The sequence below is a fragment of the Pseudomonas sp. DE0010 genome (genome assembly GCF_007680745.1).
Classification (GTDB): domain Bacteria; phylum Pseudomonadota; class Gammaproteobacteria; order Pseudomonadales; family Pseudomonadaceae; genus Aquipseudomonas; species Aquipseudomonas parafulva_B.
In genome coordinates, this window is the sequence record NZ_VEJQ01000021.1 from 68,092 (window position 1) to 89,228 (window position 21,137).

General features: G+C 63.5%; 23 protein-coding genes. 15 read left to right on the plus strand and 8 right to left on the minus strand.

The features are described from left to right. Nucleotides 1–19 precede the first annotated feature (19 nt). The 5 genes from rnd (at nt 20) to FS767_RS16265 (ending at nt 4,338) form a co-directional block, all read left to right on the plus strand. On the plus strand, nt 20–1,153 hold the full coding sequence (rnd, locus tag FS767_RS16245; RefSeq protein WP_144966856.1) for a ribonuclease D: 1,134 nt from the start codon (nt 20–22) through the stop codon (nt 1,151–1,153). Next, a complete protein-coding gene (locus FS767_RS16250; protein WP_023534892.1) occupies nt 1,150–1,443 on the plus strand; it encodes a YcgL domain-containing protein in 294 nt (97 codons plus the stop codon). Before rnd ends, FS767_RS16250 begins: the two co-directional genes overlap by 4 nt. Nucleotides 1,444–1,445: 2 nt before the next feature. Then, a complete protein-coding gene (locus FS767_RS16255) occupies nt 1,446–2,378 on the plus strand; it encodes a D-2-hydroxyacid dehydrogenase (protein ID WP_144966858.1) in 933 nt (310 codons plus the stop codon). A 254-nt stretch (nt 2,379–2,632) separates the two neighbouring features. Beyond that, complete coding sequence (locus tag FS767_RS16260; RefSeq protein WP_058604209.1) at nt 2,633–3,082, plus strand: YcgN family cysteine cluster protein; 450 nt, start codon at nt 2,633–2,635, stop codon at nt 3,080–3,082. A gap of 38 nt (nt 3,083–3,120) precedes the next feature. Further along, on the plus strand, nt 3,121–4,338 hold the full coding sequence (locus tag FS767_RS16265; RefSeq protein ID WP_144966860.1) for a hypothetical protein: 1,218 nt from the start codon (nt 3,121–3,123) through the stop codon (nt 4,336–4,338). A 383-nt stretch (nt 4,339–4,721) separates the two neighbouring features. Here FS767_RS16265 and FS767_RS16270 read toward each other — a convergent pair whose 3' ends face one another. The 3 genes from FS767_RS16270 to FS767_RS16280 form a co-directional block, all read right to left on the minus strand. After that, complete coding sequence (locus FS767_RS16270) at nt 4,722–5,063, minus strand: DUF2892 domain-containing protein (protein ID WP_058638054.1); 342 nt, start codon at nt 5,061–5,063, stop codon at nt 4,722–4,724. Nucleotides 5,064–5,167: 104 nt separating this feature from the next. Next, complete coding sequence (locus FS767_RS16275; protein WP_144966862.1) at nt 5,168–5,638, minus strand: RNA methyltransferase; 471 nt, start codon at nt 5,636–5,638, stop codon at nt 5,168–5,170. A gap of 67 nt (nt 5,639–5,705) precedes the next feature. Continuing rightward, complete coding sequence (locus FS767_RS16280; protein ID WP_023534919.1) at nt 5,706–6,074, minus strand: YajD family HNH nuclease; 369 nt, start codon at nt 6,072–6,074, stop codon at nt 5,706–5,708. Nucleotides 6,075–6,206: 132 nt separating this feature from the next. Here FS767_RS16280 and FS767_RS16285 point away from each other — a divergent pair, with 132 nt between their 5' ends. Beyond that, the gene (locus FS767_RS16285; protein ID WP_144966864.1) at nt 6,207–6,485 is read left to right on the plus strand and encodes a hypothetical protein; all 279 of its coding nucleotides are present in this window, start codon (nt 6,207–6,209) and stop codon (nt 6,483–6,485) included. A 94-nt stretch (nt 6,486–6,579) separates the two neighbouring features. Here FS767_RS16285 and FS767_RS16290 read toward each other — a convergent pair whose 3' ends face one another. Further along, complete coding sequence (locus FS767_RS16290; RefSeq protein WP_144966867.1) at nt 6,580–8,622, minus strand: S9 family peptidase; 2,043 nt, start codon at nt 8,620–8,622, stop codon at nt 6,580–6,582. A 127-nt stretch (nt 8,623–8,749) separates the two neighbouring features. On the opposite strand from FS767_RS16290, the gene FS767_RS16295 reads away from it, so the two are divergent. Genes FS767_RS16295 through FS767_RS16305 form a run of 3 tightly spaced genes read left to right on the plus strand, consistent with a single transcriptional unit; the run spans nt 8,750 to nt 10,563 of the window. Beyond that, nucleotides 8,750–9,244 (plus strand): hypothetical protein, encoded by a 495-nt coding sequence (locus FS767_RS16295; RefSeq protein ID WP_058604213.1) that lies wholly within the window; start codon nt 8,750–8,752, stop codon nt 9,242–9,244. Nucleotides 9,245–9,258: 14 nt separating this feature from the next. Next, nucleotides 9,259–10,032 carry a class II glutamine amidotransferase gene (locus FS767_RS16300; RefSeq protein WP_023534887.1) on the plus strand — a complete coding sequence of 258 codons (774 nt, stop codon included), beginning with the start codon at nt 9,259–9,261 and terminating at the stop codon, nt 10,030–10,032. A 9-nt stretch (nt 10,033–10,041) separates the two neighbouring features. Further along, on the plus strand, nt 10,042–10,563 hold the full coding sequence (locus FS767_RS16305; RefSeq protein WP_058604214.1) for a DUF2937 family protein: 522 nt from the start codon (nt 10,042–10,044) through the stop codon (nt 10,561–10,563). Between the two features lie 89 nt (nt 10,564–10,652). Here the strand turns inward: FS767_RS16305 and FS767_RS16310 are convergent, their stop codons facing one another. Then, entirely contained in the window at nt 10,653–11,579 is a 927-nt protein-coding gene (locus FS767_RS16310) for a LysR family transcriptional regulator (protein ID WP_144966869.1), read from the minus strand. A gap of 130 nt (nt 11,580–11,709) precedes the next feature. Here FS767_RS16310 and FS767_RS16315 point away from each other — a divergent pair, with 130 nt between their 5' ends. The 4 genes from FS767_RS16315 to FS767_RS16330 are packed head-to-tail and all read left to right on the plus strand — an operon-like array spanning nt 11,710 to nt 15,391. Further along, nucleotides 11,710–12,963 carry an MFS transporter gene (locus FS767_RS16315; protein WP_144966871.1) on the plus strand — a complete coding sequence of 418 codons (1,254 nt, stop codon included), beginning with the start codon at nt 11,710–11,712 and terminating at the stop codon, nt 12,961–12,963. A gap of 36 nt (nt 12,964–12,999) precedes the next feature. After that, nucleotides 13,000–13,752, plus strand: a complete 753-nt coding sequence (locus FS767_RS16320; RefSeq protein ID WP_371921597.1) for a 5-oxoprolinase subunit PxpA — start codon at nt 13,000–13,002, stop codon at nt 13,750–13,752. Next, the gene (gene pxpB / locus FS767_RS16325; protein WP_144966875.1) at nt 13,749–14,435 is read left to right on the plus strand and encodes a 5-oxoprolinase subunit PxpB; all 687 of its coding nucleotides are present in this window, start codon (nt 13,749–13,751) and stop codon (nt 14,433–14,435) included. Before FS767_RS16320 ends, pxpB begins: the two co-directional genes overlap by 4 nt. Further along, the gene (locus FS767_RS16330) at nt 14,432–15,391 is read left to right on the plus strand and encodes a biotin-dependent carboxyltransferase family protein (RefSeq protein ID WP_144966877.1); all 960 of its coding nucleotides are present in this window, start codon (nt 14,432–14,434) and stop codon (nt 15,389–15,391) included. Before pxpB ends, FS767_RS16330 begins: the two co-directional genes overlap by 4 nt. A 222-nt stretch (nt 15,392–15,613) precedes the next feature. Here the strand turns inward: FS767_RS16330 and FS767_RS16335 are convergent, their stop codons facing one another. From FS767_RS16335 to FS767_RS16345, 3 genes are all read right to left on the minus strand, one after another. Then, complete coding sequence (locus FS767_RS16335; protein WP_144966879.1) at nt 15,614–16,792, minus strand: VWA domain-containing protein; 1,179 nt, start codon at nt 16,790–16,792, stop codon at nt 15,614–15,616. Nucleotides 16,793–16,805: 13 nt separating this feature from the next. Next, nucleotides 16,806–17,651 carry a MoxR family ATPase gene (locus tag FS767_RS16340; RefSeq protein ID WP_023534935.1) on the minus strand — a complete coding sequence of 282 codons (846 nt, stop codon included), beginning with the start codon at nt 17,649–17,651 and terminating at the stop codon, nt 16,806–16,808. 194 nt (nt 17,652–17,845) lie between these two features. Further along, nucleotides 17,846–18,919: a DUF748 domain-containing protein gene (locus FS767_RS16345; protein WP_144966881.1), complete on the minus strand. Its 1,074-nt coding sequence runs from the start codon at nt 18,917–18,919 to the stop codon at nt 17,846–17,848. A 132-nt stretch (nt 18,920–19,051) separates the two neighbouring features. Here FS767_RS16345 and cysK point away from each other — a divergent pair, with 132 nt between their 5' ends. Together cysK and FS767_RS16355 are read left to right on the plus strand one after the other, a co-directional pair. After that, nucleotides 19,052–20,026: a cysteine synthase A gene (gene cysK / locus FS767_RS16350; protein WP_058604221.1), complete on the plus strand. Its 975-nt coding sequence runs from the start codon at nt 19,052–19,054 to the stop codon at nt 20,024–20,026. 173 nt (nt 20,027–20,199) lie between these two features. Next, the gene (locus FS767_RS16355; RefSeq protein WP_058604222.1) at nt 20,200–21,135 is read left to right on the plus strand and encodes an aspartyl/asparaginyl beta-hydroxylase domain-containing protein; all 936 of its coding nucleotides are present in this window, start codon (nt 20,200–20,202) and stop codon (nt 21,133–21,135) included. Nucleotides 21,136–21,137 lie beyond the last annotated feature (2 nt).

Sequence of the window (21,137 nt, forward strand, 5' to 3'; positions counted from 1 at the left end):
ATGTTAGTGGGAGAGCCTTGTGGCCATCGAAATTCACTGGATCCGTGACGACCTGAGCCTGGCCGAACACTGCCGCGACTGGCGCCAATTGCCGTATGTCGCGGTCGATACCGAATTCATGCGCGTCGATACCTTCTACCCCAAGGCAGGGCTGATCCAGATTGGCGATGGCAAGTGCGCGTTCCTGATCGACCCGCTGTTGATCGCCAACTGGCAGCCGCTGGCCGAGCTGATCGAAGACCGTAACGTGGTCAAGGTGCTGCATGCCTGCAGCGAGGACCTGGAGGTGCTGCTGCGCCTGACCGGCAAGCTGCCCCAGCCGTTGTTCGACACCCAGCTGGCTGCCGGCTACCTCAACCTTGGCTTCTCCATGGGCTATTCGCGGCTGGTGCAGGAGGTGCTGGGCATCGACCTGCCCAAAGGCGAGACCCGCTCCGACTGGTTGCAACGCCCACTGTCCGAGACCCAGGTCAGCTATGCCGCCGAGGACGCCGTGCACCTGGCCGAGCTGTTCAGCGCCTTGCGTGCGCGCCTGTCCGACGACAAGTACGCCTGGGTGTTGGAAGACGGTGCTGAACTGGTGGCCCAGTTGCGCCGCGAGGTGCAGCCCGACAGCCTGTACCGTGAGGTCAAGCTGGCGTGGAAGCTGTCGCCCCAGCAGTTGGCGGTGCTGCGCGCCCTGTGCGCCTGGCGCGAGCGGGAGGCCCGCCTGCGTGACGTTCCGCGCAACCGCATCCTCAAGGAGCATGCGCTGTGGCCCATCGCCAAGAGCCAGCCGACCAACCTGGCGGCCTTGGCCCGCATCGACGACATGCACCCGCGCACCTTGCGCCAGGATGGCGAAACCTTGCTGCAACTGATCAAGCACGCCGCTAGCCTTCCGGCCGAACAATGGCCCGAGCCATTGCCTGAGCCGTTGCCGATCGAAGCCTCGGGCATTCTCAAGCAACTGCGCGCCGTCGGCCAGGCCGAAGGGCAACGGCTGGGTATCGCGCCCGAGCTGATGCTGCGCAAGAAAACCCTCGAGGCCCTGCTCAAAAGCGGTTACCCCGATGGCCCTTACACCTTGCCCGATTCGCTGCGCGGCTGGCGCCGTGAGCGGATGGGCCAGGCACTGCTGGACAGCCTGGCCGGTGCCGGAGACCCTCAATGAAACGCATCTGCTCGATCTACAAGAGCCCCCGCAAGAACGAAATGTACCTGTACGTACTCAAGGCCGATGGCTTGCAACGCGTACCCGAAGGCTTGCTGCCGTTCTTCGGCACGCCCCAGCACGCCTTCGACCTGGTGCTCAGCCCCGAACGCAAGCTGGCCCGCGAAGACATCACCAAGGTGCTGGAGAACCTCGACAATCAGGGTTATCACCTGCAGATGCCGCCGCCGGATGACGAGTACATCGAGCACCTGCCTGACGAGTTGCTGCACCGAAACGATCCCGCCTGATCATGCGCGTACTGATTGCCGAGCATGACCACGCCCGCTACGCCGACCTGTTGCACCAGGCGGCACCGCACCTTGAAGTCCTGACCAGCGACGATTCCGCGCAATTGGCCCGGCTGGCGCCGCAGTGCCCAGTCTGGCTCGGCCAGCCCGACCTGCTGGCCAGCTTGTTGCGCCAGGGGCATCGCCCCCACTGGATGCAGTCGACCTGGGCCGGCATCACGCCCCTGCTGGCCACGGGGCTGCCCCGCGCGTATCGCCTGACCCGCGCCGTGGGCATTTTCGGCCAGGTCATGGCCGAATACATGCTCACCTACATGCTGGGCCATGAACGGCACGTCCTGTCGCGCCTGGTCAGCCAGGTGGAGCGGCGCTGGGATGAGCGCCCTGGTTGCTCGCTGCAGGGCCGCAAGGTATTGATCGTCGGCACCGGCGATATCGGCCAGGCCGTGGCCGAGTTCCTGTGCCCGTTCGGGGTGGTGCTGTACGGTGTGGCCAGCCAGGCCCGTGAACAGCCGCCATTCGCCGAGGTAGCAGCCCTGGACGATCTCGCGCGCCTGGTGGGCGAGGTCGACTATGTGCTGAACCTGCTGCCCGACACGCCGGCCACGCACGATATCTTTGACGCGGCGATGTTCCGGCGTTTCCAGCCCACTGCGTTGTTCATCAATGCCGGGCGCGGTGTGGCCGTCGTCGACGCCGACCTGGTGGAGGCGCTGAAGGAGGGGCACCTGGCCGGGGCGGTGATCGACGTCTGCCGCCAGGAACCCCTGCCCAGGCAGCATCCATTCTGGACCGCCTGGGGCCTGTTGCTGACCGGACACAGCGCAGCGCCCACCACGCCTGCGGCCATGGTGCGGTTGTTCCTCGACAACCTGCAGGCGTTCGAAGCCGACCAGGCGCTGCGTGGCGAGGTGGACTTCGACCGCGGGTATTGATCGACCGGCCTGTATCAGAGCGCGCTGCCCGCAGGTGGCGCCCTCGGGGTGCCCTTCAGGCGTATCGCCCTAATACGGGCCTGAGTTCGAGCATGGCTGACAAGCGGTCTGGTATTGCTGCATGCCAGGCCCTAGACTGGCGCCGCCACGGCTACCAGCTCCATGCTGCACGCCTTAACGAACCGTTTCAGGCGCTGTCTGCCTCGGGCCCGATGTCGGACACGCGCTGCTGATCCCTTGCAGGAAATCGCGTCATGATCGCTGATAACGCCCCGTTCTGGCGGCGCAAGACCCTAGAGCAACTCAACCCGCAGGAATGGGAATCGCTGTGCGACGGCTGCGGGCTGTGCTGCTTGCAAAAGCTCGAGGACGAGGACGACAACAGCGTCTACTACACCCGCATCGCCTGCAAGTTGCTGGACCTCGACACCTGCCAGTGCAGCGACTATCCCAATCGCTTCGCCCAAGTGCCCGACTGCATTCAGCTCACCCCGGGCAAGGCTGACCAGTTTCGTTGGTTGCCAGCGACCTGCGGTTACCGCCTAGTCAGCGAAGGCAAGGACTTGCCGGTCTGGCACCACCTGGTATGCGGTGACCGTCAGCAAGTGCATGAGCAGCGCATCTCCCAGGCGGGGCGCATGCTCAGCGAGCGCGACGTGCATGAGGACGACTGGGAAGACCACCTGATCTTTCGCGCCAGCTAACCAGGCGCTTTACCCGCTGGTGAACAAGGAGTGTCGGTATGCGTAGCCGTTTGACTGTGCTGGTGGCCGTGTTGGGGTTAATGGCGGGGGCACCGGCCTGGGCGAAGAAAGTCGATCTTGACTATCAGGTTCGGCTGTTGCCTGCGACCGGGCAAGCCGAAGTACGCCTTACGCTGGCCGATGGCAGTGCTGTGCGCAGTTTGGACTTCGACCTGGGCAAGGCGGGGGCCTACAGCGGCTTCCAGGCAGATGGCCACTGGCTGCTTCGCGGCCAGCGCGGGGTATGGCAGCCAGCGCCCGGCAAGACCAGCCTGAGCTACCGCGTGCAGTTGAACCAGCTCCATGGGCCTGGGGTGTACAACACCCGCATGACAGCGCACTGGGCACTGTTCATGGGGGACCAACTGGTCCCACCCGGTCGGCTAGACCAGCAGGACGGCACCGAGTTGGTCGCCCGCCTGGCATTCGACCTGCCCGAAGGCTGGAAAAGCGTCGAGACTGCCTGGCCACGTATTGGCAAGGACAAGTTCCGCATCGACAACGTCTCGCGCCTGTTCGACCGCCCCACGGGCTGGATGCTGGCTGGCAACCTGGGTAGCCGCCGTGCGCGCCTGGGTGAAACCGACGTGACGGTGGCGGCGCCGGTTGGGGAAGGGATGCGCCGCATGGACAACCTGACCTTGCTCACCTACATCTGGCCGCAACTGCAGGCCACCTTCCCGAGAAACCCGCCCAAACTGCTGGTGGTGGGCGCACGCGACCACATGTGGCGCGGGGCGATGGCAGCCCACGGCTCGCTCTACCTGCACAGTGGCCAGGCCATGGTCAGCGAGAGCGGCAGCAGCCCGCTGCTGCGCGAAGTGGTCCAGTTGTTCACTCAGCTGCGTGGGCGTGAGGGCAATGACTGGTTGATCGAGAGCTTGACCGACTACTACGCTACCGAGCTGCTGCGCCGATCGGGCGGCATGAGTGATGATCGCTATCAGGCCCGGCAGGCGCGCTTGAGCAAACAGGGCGCAAGCGTCAAGCACCTCAAGGGGCACCAGGCGACGCCTGCCCAGGTGGCGCGAGGGGTGATGCTGTTGCAGGCACTGGACAAGGAGATCCGTATTCATACCCAGGCCCGGCAATCGCTCGACGACGTGGCGCGCGGGCTGATGCGACTGCCCAGCGTCAGCCTCGAGGACTTCGTGCAGATCAGCGAAAACGTGCTTGGGCGTCGGTCGGAGGCGTTGCAGAGCAAGGTACTGCATTGATGCGCTACGCAATGCCCGGTGGGAGCCGCGTTTTGCGCAATTTTTGAAGGTCATCGGATCCGTAAAACGGTTTCAGCAGTATGGAATCTCAGATTTTGGGGCTGCTGCGCAGCACGTCGCGGCACGAGGACCGCTCCTACAGGGTTACCGCGTAATAAACCTATAGGAGCGGTCCTCGTGCCGCGATGGGTCGCGAAGCGGCCCCGGCGATATGTGCTGCGAAGCTGAATGCGTGAGCCTCTGGCGCAGGCCCTGGCTGAAGAACCGTCGCCCCGGACGCCCTCAAATCGAACGTGTGACCACTGCGTCAACCAAACCGCAGCCGTCATGTATAGGCCTTGCCGCAGCGCCGCCAAGGCAAGGCCAAGATACAGTCCAGGGCATCACACCCCAGCGACAGGATCCTTGCCGGTCACCGTCACGCCTTCGGTGGCCGCTTTGGCACTGTCCTTCAGTGCAGTCAGCTCGTCCCCAGTACGCTTGAGGTCCGATTTCAGCTGGTTGTACTGATCGCGGTGGTGCTGCAACCACGCCTTGGTGGCGCAATGCCCAGTGAAGCCGCGCACCAGCGCCAGGCCACCGACGGCTATCTTGAACAGCCCTACGATACCGCCCTGGCTCAGCCCTTTGCCCACCAGCAAAGCACCGCCGGCCAACGACGTGGCGCGTTCCATGCCATGGACGTTCTTTTCCTGCAACGGTGCATCAGAGTGATTATCAAGCATTGGTAAGCCCTCTTGGTGATGTGTAAGCAGCTGACCTGCCTGCGGGGGGCGACGTTCACTCGATGTGCCAGGCGAACCTCCTGGCGGTCATGACAGCGCACGCATCACTTGAACTTTGGGCCCGAGCGGGTATGCAGGCCCTTGGCCAGACGGTCGTACAGCACCACGTTCACCGTAGCCGCCAGGTTCATGCAGCCGGTGGTGGGAATGTAGATGGTTTCCTCGCACCAGGCCCTCACTTCAGGGCTGAGGCTGCCGTCTTCGGGGCCGAAGATGTAGATGGCGCGGTCCGGGTGGGTGTAGTCGGGCAGGGGGCGGGCGCCTTCGACCAGTTCCACGGCCACCGGGGTACAGCCCAGCGGGATGATGCGTTGCAGGTCATCGATGCCGATCAGTGGAATGTCGTAGTGCACGCGCTTGGTGTCGGTCACGAAGTCCCGCGCGCGCTCGTAGCGCTTGCCGGTATAGAACACCGAGTTGACCCCGTAGCAGCCAGCCGCACGCATTACCGAGCCTACGTTTTCGGCCGACTTGGGGTTGAACAGGCCGATGCAACTGTATCGTTTGTTAGCCACGAACCGGGGCCCTTCGCAAAAAAGACGCGATTATACGGGTTGCCCGGTCATGGTGGGGGGCTGCTGGTCAGTCCTTCTTCAGCATGCCTGCCAGTGCCGCGAACGGGTTGTGGGTAGCCTTGGCAATGCTTGGGGTGCTGGTGGAGCCTTCGCTGAAGTATTGCTGATCGGTGTAGCGCGAGTGTTCGTTGTCATGGCAGTACAGGCACAGCAGCTCCCAGTTGGAGCCGTCCTGGGGGTTGTTGTCGTGGTTGTGGTCACGGTGGTGCACGGTAAGCTCACTCAGGCGCTTGCCGGCGAACTCGCGTGCGCATCGCCCGCAAACGTGCGGGTACATCCTCAGGGCCTTGTCGCGGTAGCCCATTTCCTTGTCGCGCTTGGCATCGGCGAGGATGCGGTCCAGGCGCGCAGTGGCGGCGGAAGTAGAGGAGGTCATGGTGTTTCCTTCGTTCTGATCAGGCAAATGACGGTTATGCCGTCGAGTCTAGCGCGGCTGCATGATCGGCGCACAGGCGAAAAATGTCATATGGGCGTAGCCTGTAGGAAGATTCTGAACAGGAGGTTGCCGATGCTTGCTGCGATTCTCGCCGTGGTCTTGGTGGCGGGCGTGCCTGCGGCTCACGCTGCCAGCACGCCGCCGCGGTTGACCACGCCTGTACCCGGTGCGCCGGGTACACCCACCCCCACGCCGTATCCGCAGATCACCCCAAGCAGCCCGCCCAAAGCCAGCGGCACCTCCCAAGGGGCACCCTTGCTACCGCCAATGCCAGTGCCCGGCCCGCCCAAGGACCAGCCACTGCCAGGGTTGCGGCAGGATCTAGAGAAGCCGGGGCGGGATCAGGAGTGATCGAAGGCGGCTGTCCACACCTCGCCTTGCGGCTTGCCGTCATGCATGAACCCAGATCGCTGGGGCCGCTGCGCGCACAAAACAGCCCGGCACCTCAGACAACCCCCAGCTCACCCAGCACAAACCCATACTCCAAGGCCACGTCCTTCAACCCCTGGTAGCGCCCGCTCATACCCCCATGCCCGGCACCCATCTCGGTCTTGAGCAGCAGCAGGTTGTCATCGGTCTTGCGCGTACGCAGGCGGGCGACCCACTTGGCCGCTTCCCAGTACTGCACCCGGCTGTCGTTGTAGCCTGCCACCACCAGCATGGCCGGGTAGGGCTGGGCTTTCACGTTCTCATACGGCGCATAGGCCTTGATGCGCTCGTACACCTCAGGCTTCGCGGGATTGCCCCATTCGTCATACTCGGTCACCGTCAATGGCAGCTCAGGGTCGAGCATGGTGTTGAGCACATCCACGAAGGGCACCTCGGCGATGGCGCAGCGAAACAGCTCGGGACGCAGGTTCAACACGGCGCCGATCAGCAGCCCGCCGGCACTGCCCCCACTGATGGCCAGGGTTGCAGAGGATGTCACGCCTGCGTTGATCAGGTGTTCGGCGCACGCGATGAAATCGCTGAAGGAATTGTGCTTGTGTTCCTGCTTGCCGGCACGGTACCAGGCCTCGCCCAACTCGCCGCCGCCGCGCACATGGGCGATGGCAAACGCTACACCACGTTCCAGCAGGCTCAGCCGCGCATGGGAGAACCATGGGTCCAGGCTCTCGCCATAGGCGCCGTACCCGTACAGGTAGAGCGGTGTGGTGCGACCCACATCCTGGCGCCGTCGCACCAGGCTGATCGGCACCTGGGTACCGTCTGCCGCGGTGGCCCACAGGCGCTCGCTGACATAGGCGTCGGCATTAAAGGGCCCCAGCACCGGCGTCTGCTTGAGCACCTCCTGCGCGCCAGTGGCCAGCGCCAGCTGACGTACCTGGGCCGGCCGGTTCAGCGCTTGGTAGCGCAAGCGTACCCGAGGGCTGTCGAATTCCAGGCTGTCCTGCACGTACAGGCTGTAGGCCGCGTCGGGTAAATCCACCCGGTAGGGCGACAGCCCCTGTGGGCGCACTTCGATGATCGGCAACCCGCCATCACGCAGGCTCAGGGTCAATGCGCTGGCATTGAGGCTCAGTCCTTCAAGCATGATGTCATCGCGATGGGCGACCAGCAGTTGCCACTGGGCACGGCTTGGCACGGGGTCGGCCGGGGCGTGATACAGGGCGAAGTTGATACCGTCCTGGTTGGTGCGGATGAACCATCGCCACTGCCCATCGAGCAGGCCATGATCGGGGAAGTACTCATGGCCTTCCACACGCGGTGCCAGGCAGGTGAACGGCGCTTGCGGCGTGGCCGCGTCCAGCACCCAGGCTTCGCTGGTGGTCTTGCTGTTGAGCAGCAGCACCAACTGGCGTTCGGAGCTGGTGCGGTAGCAGTGCAGGAAGAACCGGCCATCGGGCTCCTCGAATACCCGCTGGGCACCTTCCTGACCCAACGTATGCCGGTACAGCCGCCAAGGGCGGTGGGTATCGTCGAGTTCGGCGAAGAACAGCGTGCGGCTGTCATTGGCCCAGGTCAGGCTGCCATCGCAGTCATCGAAGGGCAGGGTCGTTACATCGCCCGTGGCCAGATCCTTGACGTACAAGGTGTAGATTTCGTCGCCGCTGGTGTCCAGGCTATAGGCCAACAGGCGATGGTCGGGACTGACGTTGAACGCCCCCAGCGAGAGAAAGCCGCCGCCTGCCAGGGCGTTGGGGTCCAGCAACAGTTGCTCCAGGCCTTCATCGACCGTGTTGGAATCATCGGCAGGGCGTGGGCAGCGGTAATGGCGGGGGTATTCGTCGCCTGCGGTGGTGCGGGTGTAGTACAGGTAGGGCCCCCACGGCGATGGCAGGGACAGATCGGTTTCCTGGATGCGGCCTTTAATCTCCTCGAACAACTGTTCGCGCAAGGGGGCCTGATCGGCCAGACAGGCTTGCTGATAGGCGTTTTCCGCTTCGAGGTAAGCCAGTACTTGGGGATCGTCACGCTGTTGCAACCACGCGTAGGGGTCGGTCGCATCGTCGGCTCTGGCCAGGGGCGGCAAGTGGGTGCTTGGCATCGAATTTCTCTCGGTTCTTGAGGGGCGCTACCGGCAGCTTCGGCGGCGCACCGGTACAGGCAAACACTGTGTGCGCCAGGAAATGTGTTTATCATAGGCACCTCTTTGCCTGGCTTGCACGATTACCATGATCGAGAACGACTACACCCTGGCCTGGGGCCTCTACGCCGTGGCCGCCCTGGGCTGCCTTCTGGTGGGCTTCAAGCTCACCGGCTGGATGTGGCGCTGGCTGCGCGAACCGCTGCGCGTCGTGCTGGCGGTGCTGCTGTTTACGCCGACCGTGGTCGACCCGGTCAAGGACAGCTTCGCCCCGGCCATTGCCATCACGGTGCTGGACGTCGCCTTCAAGGTGGGCAACAACGCCTGGCGCGCAGTGTCGGACTTCGCCATGTACGGCATGATCGCCTTCGTGCTGTATTTTCTGTTCGTGCTGGTGCGTTGGCCGCTGGAGAAACGCGCCCGCGAGCGCCGCCTGCGGGCCGAAGCCGCCGCCCAGCGCGAGGCCGCCGAAGCGCAGGCGCTGGCGCCGGGAGAGCCCTTGGCCGCCGAGCGTAGCGATCGGTACCGTGACGACCCGCCTGTGCTGCCTGCTGGCGCCGGCCGGGTCGAGCCCCGCCTGTAAACGGAGACACCGCCATGTGCGAACTGCTGGGCATGAGTGCCAACGTCCCCACCGACATCGTCTTCAGCTTCACCGGCCTGATACAGCGCGGCGGTCGCACTGGCCCGCACCGTGACGGCTGGGGCATCGGCTTCTACGAAGGGCGCGGCCTGCGCCTGTTCCAGGACCCCGCCGCCAGCAGCGAGTCCGAGGTGGCCAACCTGGTAAGGCGCTACCCGATCAAGAGCGAAGTAGTGATCGGCCACATCCGCCAGGCCAATGTGGGCAAGGTCTGCCTGGCCAACACCCACCCCTTCATGCGCGAGATGTGGGGGCGCAACTGGTGCTTTGCCCACAACGGCCAGCTCGGTGATTTCACCGGCTCCACGAGCTTTTACCAGCCCATTGGCGATACCGACAGCGAGGCGGCCTTCTGTGACCTGCTCAATCGCATCCGCGGCGCCTTCCCGGAGCCGGTGCCGGTGGAACAGTTACTGCCGGTGCTGGTCGAAGCCTGCGCCGGTTATCGCGCCCGCGGCGTGTTCAACTGCATGCTCAGCGATGGTGATTGGCTGTTCTGCTTCTGTTCGACGAAGCTGGTCCACATTACCCGTCGCGCGCCGTTTGGCGCGGCACGGCTGAAGGATGTCGACCTGATCGTCGATTTCCATACCCAAACCACCCCCAACGACGTGGTCACGGTGATCGCCACCGAGGCCTTGACCGAGAACGAAACCTGGAACCGCTACGCGCCAGGTCAGTGGGCCCTGTGGCGGCACGGCGAGTGCACCGCGCACGGACAAAGCTAAGGATGCTGCATGTTCAGAAGTTACCTGCGGTTGCTGCTGTTCACCTTCGGGCTATTGGCCGGCATCCAGGTCCCGGGGCTGGTCAAGGATTACAGCCAGCGCGTGGAGGCGCACCTGTTCGAGTCACGCGAAGCGCTGGACGGCTTCCGCCAGACAGCCGAGCGCTTTTTCAACGGCGATCTGCAAGCCTTGTTGCGACACTACCGCAGCAGTGACGACCCGGTCTTTCTCAGTGACGCCAACAGCATCGAAAGCCTGATGATTCGCAACCAGCTGCTTGAAGACGAATGGCAAGCGCTGCAAGGTTCATGGGCGCAGCGTACCTGGCACGTCCTGGTGCAAGCCGACCCGCGGCTGCGAGAAGAAACGCTCAACGGCTACGGCTATCAGATTTTGCTGGCGCCTGAGGCCATCGGCTGGGGCGTCGGTGCCGGGTTCGTGCTGGCGTTCGTGGTTGAAAGCCTGTTGTTGGGGATAGGTCGGCTGATACTGGGTGGGCGACGTGGGGCGGTGAAAGAGAGTTGGCGTTAGGTGAAGTCCTGACACCCTGCTTGAGCGGGAGTGCGCTACGCTCCCATCCGGTCCTGGGCTGGTCCCATTCCAAATCGGGCTACAATTCCTCAGCCCATAGTCCCCGGCACCAGCACGATCCGTTGCCCGCCCACATCCTGTGCATAGCGCTCCAGTACCTGCCGACAAACTGCAACCACTTCCTCCACCAACGCCACCCCGGTCTGCCAGGCCACCACCAGTTCCAGGCTCGGCGGGGGCTCAAGCCCAGCCAGCAGCACCAGGTCACCCTGGTTCAGTTCGGCCTCTACCAGGGCAGGCGGCAAGGCCCCGATGCCAAAACCGTCGCGCAACAAGCGGGTAATAGCCGCTACTGAATTGACGCAGTTCAGCCGCGGCGTTTGCGCCCCGGCCCCTTGCAACAAGGCCAGCACTTCCTGATGCGGCCGGGAATTCTTCGAGAAGGTCACGATGCGCTCGCGCCCCAGCTCGATCAGTGACGTGTAGTCCCTGTGCAGGTGCGAGCCTGCCGCGACTATCCAGCCCATCGGGTAGCGCGCCAAGTCCAGGCTGCGGATCGAGGGCTCGCGCAGTAAGTCTGTTTGCACGATAACGTCCAAAAAACCCTTGTGCAGTTGTTCGCGCAGGTTCAGTGCCGTGTCGGCGATGAGTTCGATTTCCACCTGCGCATAGCGCTCGGTCAATTCGGCCACCAGCGCGCTCATCCAGGTATGAATGACCGTGTCCATCACCCCGAGACGAATACGCCCGACCTTCGCCCGGTCGCTGTCCAGCGACTGTTTGAGCGCCTTGGCGGTTTCCAGCATGCGCTCGGCATGTTCCAGCACCTTGCTGCCTTCCGGAGTCAGGCTGACCCCGCGCGAGTCGCGCAACAGCAGCTTGACGCCAAGGTCGGCCTCGAGCGCCGCGATACGGCTGGACACCGACGCCTGGGTGGTGAACAGCTTCTGCGCGGTCAGGCGGAAGCTCTTGAGACGAGCAACCCAGACGAACGTTTCGAGAAAGCGAAGGTTCATGATCAGTTTTTCTTGTTCCAGACCCAGGGTTTTTCTCGTTGGACGTCAGCGCCGCGTGCTCTGAACATGAAGCCCAGGCCGCGACCTTTGCTGTCGCCCCATAAAACAATACCAACAAGCCGAGGCATCCATGAACCCCACCGGCACGCAGCAGCAGGTCAGTTCCCCATCCTCCTCCGGGCCTTTTGCCTGGTACCGCGACATCGATCAGCAACAACGGCGCACCTTCTGGAGCTGCAAGATCGGCTATGGCCTGGACGGCATGGACACCCAGATGCTGAGCTTCGTCATCCCCACGCTGATCATGCTATGGGGCATCACCACCACCGAGGCTGGGCTTATCCACACCAGTACCCTGGTCGCTTCGGCCATCGGTGGCTGGGTGGCCGGCATTCTCTCCGACCGCATCGGCCGGGTCCGCACCCTGCAACTGACGGTGCTGTGGTTCGCCTTCTTCACCTTCCTCTGCGGCTTTGCCCAGAACTACGAGCAACTGCTGATCGCCAGGACCCTCATGGGTTTTGGCTTCGGCGGTGAGTGGACGGCGGGCGCGGTGCTCATCGGCGAGGTGATCCGTGCCCAAGACCGCGGCAAGGCAGTGGGCATGGTGCAGTCAGGCTGGGCCATTGGTTGGGGGCTGACGGCCATCCTGTACGCGCTGCTCTTCACTTGGTTGCCGCAGGAGCAGGCCTGGCGAGCGCTGTTTTTACTGGGGCTGGTGCCGGCCGTGTTCGTGATCTTCGTTCGGCGGCTGGTGAAAGACCCGGAGGTCTACCGCCAGGCCAAGGCAGCCGAAGACACCGAGGCGCCATCACACTTCTACGAAATCTTCGCCCCTGGTCTGCTCTGGACCACCGTGCGCGCCTCGCTGCTGACCACTGGCGCACTGGGCGGCTACTACGCAATCACCGCCTGGCTGCCCACGTTTCTGAAGAACGAACGCGGGCTGAGCGTGCTGGGTACCGGCGGCTACCTGGCGATGGTGATCGTAGGCTCCTACGTGGGCTACGTGATCAGCGCCTACCTGTCCGACCTGCTAGGGCGCAAAAAGAATTTCATCCTGTTCGCCGTAGGCTCGTTCGTCATCGTGCTGCTGTACACGCAAATGCCCGTCAGTGATGGGGTGATGCTGTGGTTGGGCTTCCCGCTGGGCTTTTTCGCCTCGGGCATCTTCAGCGGCATGGGGGCCTTTCTGACCGAGCTGTTTCCCACGCGGGTGCGCGGCTCGGGGCAGGGCTTTTGCTACAACGTCGGCAAGATCGTCGCGGCGCTGTTCCCGCTGGGCCTGGGTATCGGCTTGTTCTCGGCCGTGTCCTATGGCGTGGTGATCGTGGCAGCGCTAAGCCTGCCAGAAACACGCGGCAAACAATTGCAGGCGCGCTAAGGTAGGAACATGAATAACGACAAGGGGTACACCGTGGTGCAACGCCTGTTACTCAACTGCGACATGGGCGAGAGTTTCGGTACCTGGCGCATGGGCCTGGATGCCGAGGTCATGCCCTACATCGACTGTGCCAACATTGCCTGCGGCTACCACGCTGGTGACCCCGGCATCATGCGCCGCACCGTGGCGCTGGCGCTGGAACACGGGGTAACCATTGGCGCACACCCGGCCTACCCGGACCTGGTCGGCTTCGGCCGGCGCAGCCTGGCGTGCAGTGCCGAAGAAATCCGTGACCTGCTGCACTACCAGATCGGCGCGCTCGATGGCATCTGCAAGGCGCAGGGCACACGCGTCGCCTACGTAAAACCTCACGGTGCGTTGTACAACGACATGATGGCCGACCCATTGGTCCTGCGAGCGGTGCTGGAGGCCCTGGCGGCCTATGACAGTGGCCTGCCGCTGATGCTCATGGCCACGGCCGACAATGGGGCGGCCCAGGCGCTGGGTACTGAAATCGGCGTACCGCTCTGGTTCGAGGCATTTGCCGATCGGGCCTACACCGCCAGCGGCCACCTGGTGTCGCGACGCCTGCCGGGCGCCGTGCACCACGACCCGGCGCAAGTGGTCGAGCAAGCCGTAAAGCTGGCCCGCGGCGAAGCACTGCTGGCCAGTGATGGCACTGGACTGCTGCTCAAAGCCCATACGCTCTGCGTGCATGGGGACAACGACAGCTCTGTGACGGCAGTTCGGCAGATCCGCCAGGCACTCGATGGGATCAGATCAGCATGACCCCACGCATCGAAGTGGTCGGCATCGATTGCCTGATGGTGCGTCTGTTCGAGCGTATCGAGGAAGCCAACATGCCTTGGGTGCTTGCCGCCAGTCAGCGCCTGCAAGCGGCTTTTGGTGCGCACTTGCGCGACCTGGTGCCGTCCTACACCACCCTCATGGTGCATTTCGACCTGCCGCCGGCCGATGCACGCTGCCTGATCGTGCAAGCCCTTGAAGGGCTGCAGCCTGGCACTGAGAACACCGGCTGCTTGCACGAAATACCGGTGTGGTACCACGCCAGCGTCGGCCCTGAGTTGCCCGTGCTGGCCCGCCGAGCAGGCCTGAGCGAAGCTGAGGTCGTGCGCTTGCACAGTGAGCGTGACTACCCGGTGTTCGCCCTGGGATTCGCGCCGGGTTTCGCGTTCATGGGGCTGGTGGACGAACGGCTGGCCACCCCGAGGCTAAGCACCCCGCGCAAGCAGGTGGCAGCGGGCAGTGTCGGCATTGCCGAGCGCCAGACCGCTGCGTACCCGGCCGCTTCCCCCGGTGGTTGGAACCTGATCGGGCGTACGCCGGTGCGGTTGTTCGACCGTGAGCGGCACGGCTACAGCCTGCTGCAACCGGGCGACCGCGTCCGCTTCGTCTCGGTGACGCGGCAGGCATTTCTGGCGTTGGGCGGTGATGAGGAGGCACAGGCATGAAGCATTTGCGAGTCGAGGCCAGCACACCGCTGTGTGCGCTACAGGATGCAGGCCGATTTGGCGTGAGGCACCTTGGGGTCACCCAGGGCGGCGCTTTGGATTGGGTCGCAATGCACTGGGCCAACGGGTTGCTGGGCAACGCTCTGCAGGCTCCCGTCGTAGAGGTTGCCTTGGGTGGATTCAGCGTGGTGGCGCAGCACGATTGCGTACTGGCGCTGGCCGGGGCCGACCTGGACGCGCACATCGACGAGCACTACTTGGCCCCTTGGCGCAGTTTCACCCTGACGAAGGGGCAGCGCCTTACCCTCAGGCAACCTCGGCAGGGCGCTCGCGCTTATCTGGCCGCACCGGGCGGTTTCGATGCCGAGCCTGTGATGGGCAGTTGTGCCACGGTCGTGCGCGAGGGGCTGGGCGGGGTCGATGGCCAGGGCGGCGTGTTGCGTGAAGGCCAATGCTTGAGTTTTGCCGGTACAGCCACACCGATCCGCGAAGTGCCTGGTCACCTGCGTCCTGAGTATGTGGCCAAGCCCACCTTGGACCTGGTGATCGGGGCCCAGATCGGCGACTTTGCCGGCCTTAGTCTGTTCGATGCCTTCAACTGCGACTGGACGCTGGACACCCGCGCCGACCGCATGGGCATTCGCCTGCTGGGCCCGCCTCTGGTTTATCAAGGCCCGGCCATGATCTCAGAAGGCATTCCCCTTGGCGCTGTCCAGGTCCCGCCCGATGGGCAGCCGATCGTGTTGCTCAATGATCGCCAGACCATCGGCGGTTATCCCCGCCTGGGGGCGCTGACGCCCCTGGCACTGGCACAACTGGCACAGTGCATGCCAGGGGCGACGGTGCGATTGCGGCCGGTAATGCAGGAGCAGGCATGGCGGGAGCAGCAGGCGTATCTGGAACGCTGGCAAGTGTTGTTGAGCGGCCCGGCGAGGCCGTGCCCGGAAATCGGCTAGCCTTCGGGGCAATGCTAGGCAGTTGCTTTTGCGAAAGTCCAGGCCCCGCTATCCCAGTCGATACAGGGTCAAGGTGGGAGCGGTCTTGTACCGCGATGGGCTGCGCAGCAGCCCCAGGATTTCAGCTTCGCAGCGCATATTGTCGGGGCCGCGCTGCGGCCCATCGCGGACGGTCCGGCGCCCCGGCGAGGCCGCTCTTACAAGGGGCGTGACTTTGCGGCTTTACTTCGACAAATACCGCATCCCATCCTCCAACCCCTGCAAGGTCAGTGGATACATCCGGTCCTCGATCAGTTCACGCACCAGCTGGGTAGAAGCGGTGTAGCCCCAGGCCTGGCGGGGGTATGGGTTGATCCAGATGACCTTGCGGAACTTGGCCATGATGCGCTGCATCCAGACATACCCGGCTTCCTCGTTCCAATGCTCCACGCTGCCGCCCGGCTGGGTGATTTCGTAAGGGGCCATGGCCGCGTCCCCGACGAACACGACCTTGTAGTCCTCGCCGTACTTGTGCAGCAGGTCGAACGTGGAATAACGCTCCGACGTGCGCCGCAAGTTGTTCTTCCAGACCGTCTCATACACGCAGTTGTGAAAGTAGTAGTACTCCATGTGCTTGAACTCGGTCTTGCAGGCCGAGAACAGCTCCTCGCAGACCCTGACATGGGCATCCATCGAGCCACCGATGTCGAACAGCAGCAGCAATTTCACCGTGTTGCGCCGCTCCGGGCGCATCTGGATGTTCAGCAGCCCCGCATCGCGTGCGGTATGGTCGATAGTGCCATCGATGTCCAGCTCTTCGGCAGCGCCTTGGCGGGCGAACTTGCGCAGGCGCCGCAGGGCCAGCTTGATGTTGCGCGTACCCAGCTCCACCTGATCGTCCAGGTTCTTGTACTCACGCTGGTCCCAGACCTTCACCGCCTTGCCCTGGCGCTCGCCAGCATCGCCCACGCGGATACCTTCGGGATTGTACCCACCCGAGCCGAACGGGCTGGTGCCACCGGTGCCAATCCACTTGTTGCCGCCTGCATGGCGCTCCTTCTGCTCCTGCAGGCGCTGCTTGAACGCCTCGATCAGCTTGTCCAGCCCACCCAGTGACTGGATCTGCGCGCGCTCCTCAGAGGTCAACGAGCGCTCGAATTCCTTGCGCAGCCAGTCCTCGGGGATCAACGCCTCGATGTGTCGATCCAGGTTCTCCAGGCCCTTGAAGTAAGCGGCGAAGGCCCGGTCGAACTTGTCGAAATGGCGTTCGTCCTTCACCAGGATGGCGCGGGCCAGGTAGTAGAATTCGTCCATGTCGGCGAACACCACGTGCCGTTGCAAGGCATGGTGCAGGTCGAGCAGTTCGCGCACCGACACCGGCACCTTCGCCGCGCGCATTTCGTTGAACAGGTTGAGCAACATGGCCCAGGCTCCCTCAGCGGTTGCCGCGCCGGCTCATGAAGGCCAGGCGCTCGAGCAGCTGCACATCCTGCTCATTTTTCACCAGCGCCCCGGCCAGCGGAGGGATGGCCTTGGTCGGGTCGCGCTCGCGCAGTACCGCTTCGCCAATATTGTCGGCCATCAGCAGCTTCAGCCAGTCGACCAGTTCGGACGTTGAAGGCTTTTTCTTCAGGCCCGGTACCTTGCGCACGTCGAAGAACACGTCCAGCGCCTCGCTGACCAGCGACTGGCTGATGTTGGGGTAGTGCACATCCACGATGCGCTGCAGCGTGGCCCGGTCGGGGAAGGCGATGTAGTGGAAGAAGCAGCGGCGCAGGAAAGCGTCCGGCAGCTCCTTTTCGTTATTGGACGTGATGATGATGATCGGGCGCTGCCTGGCCTTGATGGTCTCGTCGATTTCATAGACGTAGAACTCCATCTTGTCGAGTTCCTGCAACAGGTCGTTGGGGAATTCGATATCGGCCTTGTCGATCTCGTCGATCAGCAGGATCACCCGCTCCTGGGCCTCGAAGGCTTCCCACAGCTTGCCTTTCTTCAGGTAGTTGCGTACGTCGTGGACCTTGTCCACACCCAGCTGGGAGTCGCGCAGGCGGCTGACGGCATCGTATTCGTACAAGCCCTGGTGAGCCTTGGTTGTGGACTTGATATGCCAGGTGATCAGGCGCGCCCCGAACGAAGCTGCCAACTGCTCGGCCAGCATGGTCTTGCCGGTACCAGGCTCACCCTTGACCAACAGCGGGCGCTCGAGGGTGATGGCCGCATTGACGGCCAGTTTCAGGTCGTCCGTGGCGACATAGTCACCCGTGCCTTCGAACTTCATGGGGTCTTTCCTCTGCTTGGGCTTGCGGGCCGATGTGCAGCCAGCCTGTTAGCTCGCCCTTGGTGTGGTGGGCGGCAGGCTGGCGCTCAGGTGGCCAACACAGGGTGTGATGGTGGGCCCGACTATAACGCGGGGGTACGACGACTGAAAACGCAGACCGCGTATTCAGTCCTCGAATGCCTCGTCACTGCGCCTTAGTCGGAATCCGGCGCGCTGCGTTCATAGCGCGCACTGAACGCCTGCACGAAACCATTGCGCAGGATCTGCAGGAAGGCCTCGAACGCACTGATGTTCTGCCTGCGCACGCTGCCGCTGAGCTCAACGCGCGTGGCGAACTGGTTTTTCGGCTGGTTCTTGAGCACGGTTTCGGTGGCCCCCACCAGCGCCTCCCAGACCGAGCGGAACAGGCCCTTGTCCTTGTCCTCTACGTCCTGTTGCCAATCGAATACCTCAACGTCGCGCAGCAGGGGCTTGATGTAGCCGTTCAGGCGGCCATTGGTGGCCTCGGCCTCGATGACCACATCGCCATGGCCAGCCTTGAAGTCGAACTTGCCATAGGCGCTGGCAAAGTCGTTGAGTCGGCGCAGCTCGATGCCGGTGGCACGCAGGCGGAACTCGAAGTCGTCGAAATCGCTGAACGGATCGAAGGTGGCACGGCTCTCGACCTTGGCATCGCCTGCGACCAGGGCACGGGCTTCGAAGCTGGCGTCGCGCCGGCCGGCTTCGTCACGGATGTTGGTGAGGTTGCGAATGCTGGCCTGCAGCTGTGTCGCCTTGAGCGTGACCGGGGGCTTGGAGCTGAAGTTGCGGAAGGTCAGCACCCCGTCGTCGATCACCACCTCGTTGAGCGTGATGGGCAGCAGCTTGTCCAGTTGCTGTCGCCAGTCAGTGCCCTGGCCAGTCTGGGAATTTTGCTTGTCGCCGCCATCGACGAAGTTCAGCACCGGGCGCAGGAAGGCCACTTCGGCCACCACGGCGCGGTCATACCACAGCGAATGCCAGCTGACCGAGATGTCGATCACCGGCGCGTCGAGAAAGGGCACCGGCACCTTGCCCGTGGTCTTGACGATCTTCAGCCCGTTGACGGTATACGCGCCGCGCCACCAGGCCAGGTCCACATCGCTGACCTGCCCACGGTAGTCGCCCATGTCGGCCAGTTTTTCATTGAGGTAGTCGCGCACCAGGTAGGGCAGGGCAAGCTGCAAGGCCACCAGCAGCACGATGAGGCTGCCAAGGGCGATCAGCGGCCAGCGATAGCGGGCTCTCATGGCAGTTCTCCAGGGCAAGGTGTGTGGTTGACCGCAGGGGCTGCGCCGGAGTTCGAACAGGCTTTACGGGCCTTGGGGCCGGGGCTTACCCTTGAGGTCTTTCCGTGCCTTCATCAAGCCAAGGACCCTGCCATGAGCCGTATATACGCAGACAACGCCCACTCCATCGGCAACACGCCCCTGGTGCAGATCAACCGCCTCGCGCCACGCGGCGTGACCATCCTGGCCAAGATCGAAGGGCGCAACCCAGGGTATTCGGTCAAATGCCGCATCGGCGCGAACATGGTCTGGGACGCCGAGAGCAGCGGCAAGCTCAAGCCCGGCATGACCATCGTCGAACCCACCTCGGGCAACACCGGTATTGGCCTTGCCTTCGTCGCTGCCGCCCGGGGCTACAAGCTCATGCTGACCATGCCGGCCTCCATGAGCCTGGAGCGGCGCAAGGTGCTCAAGGCCCTTGGCGCCGAACTGGTGCTCACCGAACCTGCCAAGGGCATGAAGGGCGCCATCGAGAAAGCCAACGAAATCGTCGCCTCCAACCCCGAGCAGTACTTCATGCCCGGGCAGTTCGAAAACCCTGCCAACCCGGCCATCCACGAAAAGACCACGGGCCCGGAGATCTGGAACGATACCGATGGCGCCGTGGATGTGGTGGTTGCCGGTGTCGGCACTGGCGGCACCATCACCGGTATCTCGCGCTATATCAAGCACACCCAGGGCAAGGCGATCACCTCGGTGGCGGTCGAGCCCATTTCCTCGCCGCTGATCACCCAGACCCTGGCAGGCGAGGCGCTGACGCCCACGCCGCACAAGATCCAAGGCATCGGCGCGGGCTTCGTGCCGAAGAACCTCGACCTGTCGATCGTCGACCAGGTCATGACGGTGGGCGACGACGAAGCCAAGGCCATGGCTATCCGTCTGATGCAGGAAGAAGGCATCCTGTGTGGTATTTCCTGCGGTGCCGCGATGGCCGCTGCCGTGCGCCTTGCAGAAAAGCCGGAAATGCAGGGCAAGACCCTCGTGGTGATTCTGCCTGACTCAGGCGAGCGTTACTTGTCCAGCATGCTGTTCAGCGACCTGTTCAGCGAGCAGGAAACCCAGCAATAACCTGCCTAGGCGGTGACCCGAAGCAATACCTGGTAACGGGCTTCATTGCACAATCTTCATCCGTATCGTTGCGCCCAGGTGGTTTGTGCCTGGGCGCGATAGGTTTATGATGCCCGGATGATTTCCCCCCGGAACAGGCAGCGCTGGCCTGTGTCCCGCCCTAGGAGTGTTGCATGACCGTTTCCTTCCTCGCCAAGGCAGGTGTGCTGCTGGTGTTCTTCGGCAGCGTGCTGTTCGTCCACCTGCGCGGCAAGGCCCGCCTGCCGGTGTTGCGCCAGTTCGTCAACCATTCGGCGCTGTTCGCCCCCTACAATGCGTTGATGTACCTGTTTTCGGGCGTGCCGTCCAAGCCGTACCTGGACCGTCAACGCTTCCCGGAGCTGGACGTGCTCAAGGACAACTGGCAGGAAATCCGCGAGGAGGCCATGCGCCTGTTCGACGAGGGTTATATCCGCGCAGCCGAAAAGGACAACGACGCCGGTTTCGGTTCGTTCTTCAAGAAAGGCTGGAAGCGCTTCTACCTGAAGTGGTACGACAAACCCCTGCCGTCTGCCGAAGCCCTGTGCCCGCGAACTGTCGAGCTGGTCAGCAGCATCCCCAACGTCAAAGGGGCGATGTTCGCCCTGCTGCCCGGCGGCAGCCACCTGAACCCGCACCGTGATCCGTTTGCAGGTTCCCTGCGCTATCACCTGGGTCTCTCCACGCCCAACTCCGATGCCTGCCGCATTTATGTGGACGGCCAGCCCTATGCCTGGCGCGACGGCCAGGACGTGATGTTCGACGAGACCTACGTGCACTGGGTCAAGAACGAGACCGACGTGACCCGGGTGATTCTGTTCTGCGACGTGGAGCGTCCCCTGAACAGCCCGTTCATGACCCGCGTCAACCGCAAGGTCAGCGCATTTCTGGGCCGCGCCACTGCACCGCAGAACACAGACGATGAACGCGTGGGCGGGATCAACCAGGCCTACGCCTGGAGCAAGCGGTTCAGCAACAAACTGAGCACGCGCGTCAAGCAGTTCAAACGTGCCAACCCCAAGGCTTATCGCGTGTTGCGACCGATACTGGCCGTGGTCGTAGCCTATCTGCTGTTCCGCTGGTTGTTCTGACG

Excerpts from the sequence above, each read along its gene's own strand:
- FS767_RS16295 (WP_058604213.1), top strand. The coding sequence starts at position 8,750 with ATGATCGAGAACGACTACACCCTGGCCTGGGGCCTCTACGCCGTGGCC.
- FS767_RS16250 (WP_023534892.1), top strand. The coding sequence starts at position 1,150 with ATGAAACGCATCTGCTCGATCTACAAGAGCCCCCGCAAGAACGAAATG.
- FS767_RS16280 (WP_023534919.1), bottom strand. The coding sequence starts at position 6,074 with ATGACCTCCTCTACTTCCGCCGCCACTGCGCGCCTGGACCGCATCCTC.
- FS767_RS16300 (WP_023534887.1), top strand. The coding sequence starts at position 9,259 with ATGTGCGAACTGCTGGGCATGAGTGCCAACGTCCCCACCGACATCGTC.
- FS767_RS16265 (WP_144966860.1), top strand. The coding sequence starts at position 3,121 with ATGCGTAGCCGTTTGACTGTGCTGGTGGCCGTGTTGGGGTTAATGGCG.
- pxpB (WP_144966875.1), top strand. The coding sequence starts at position 13,749 with ATGACCCCACGCATCGAAGTGGTCGGCATCGATTGCCTGATGGTGCGT.
- FS767_RS16310 (WP_144966869.1), bottom strand. The coding sequence starts at position 11,579 with ATGAACCTTCGCTTTCTCGAAACGTTCGTCTGGGTTGCTCGTCTCAAG.
- FS767_RS16285 (WP_144966864.1), top strand. The coding sequence starts at position 6,207 with ATGCTTGCTGCGATTCTCGCCGTGGTCTTGGTGGCGGGCGTGCCTGCG.
- FS767_RS16355 (WP_058604222.1), top strand. The coding sequence starts at position 20,200 with ATGACCGTTTCCTTCCTCGCCAAGGCAGGTGTGCTGCTGGTGTTCTTC.
- FS767_RS16255 (WP_144966858.1), top strand. The coding sequence starts at position 1,446 with ATGCGCGTACTGATTGCCGAGCATGACCACGCCCGCTACGCCGACCTG.
- FS767_RS16270 (WP_058638054.1), bottom strand. The coding sequence starts at position 5,063 with ATGCTTGATAATCACTCTGATGCACCGTTGCAGGAAAAGAACGTCCAT.
- FS767_RS16340 (WP_023534935.1), bottom strand. The coding sequence starts at position 17,651 with ATGAAGTTCGAAGGCACGGGTGACTATGTCGCCACGGACGACCTGAAA.
- FS767_RS16330 (WP_144966877.1), top strand. The coding sequence starts at position 14,432 with ATGAAGCATTTGCGAGTCGAGGCCAGCACACCGCTGTGTGCGCTACAG.
- FS767_RS16260 (WP_058604209.1), top strand. The coding sequence starts at position 2,633 with ATGATCGCTGATAACGCCCCGTTCTGGCGGCGCAAGACCCTAGAGCAA.
- cysK (WP_058604221.1), top strand. The coding sequence starts at position 19,052 with ATGAGCCGTATATACGCAGACAACGCCCACTCCATCGGCAACACGCCC.
- FS767_RS16315 (WP_144966871.1), top strand. The coding sequence starts at position 11,710 with ATGAACCCCACCGGCACGCAGCAGCAGGTCAGTTCCCCATCCTCCTCC.
- FS767_RS16345 (WP_144966881.1), bottom strand. The coding sequence starts at position 18,919 with ATGAGAGCCCGCTATCGCTGGCCGCTGATCGCCCTTGGCAGCCTCATC.
- FS767_RS16305 (WP_058604214.1), top strand. The coding sequence starts at position 10,042 with ATGTTCAGAAGTTACCTGCGGTTGCTGCTGTTCACCTTCGGGCTATTG.
- FS767_RS16290 (WP_144966867.1), bottom strand. The coding sequence starts at position 8,622 with ATGCCAAGCACCCACTTGCCGCCCCTGGCCAGAGCCGACGATGCGACC.
- FS767_RS16335 (WP_144966879.1), bottom strand. The coding sequence starts at position 16,792 with ATGTTGCTCAACCTGTTCAACGAAATGCGCGCGGCGAAGGTGCCGGTG.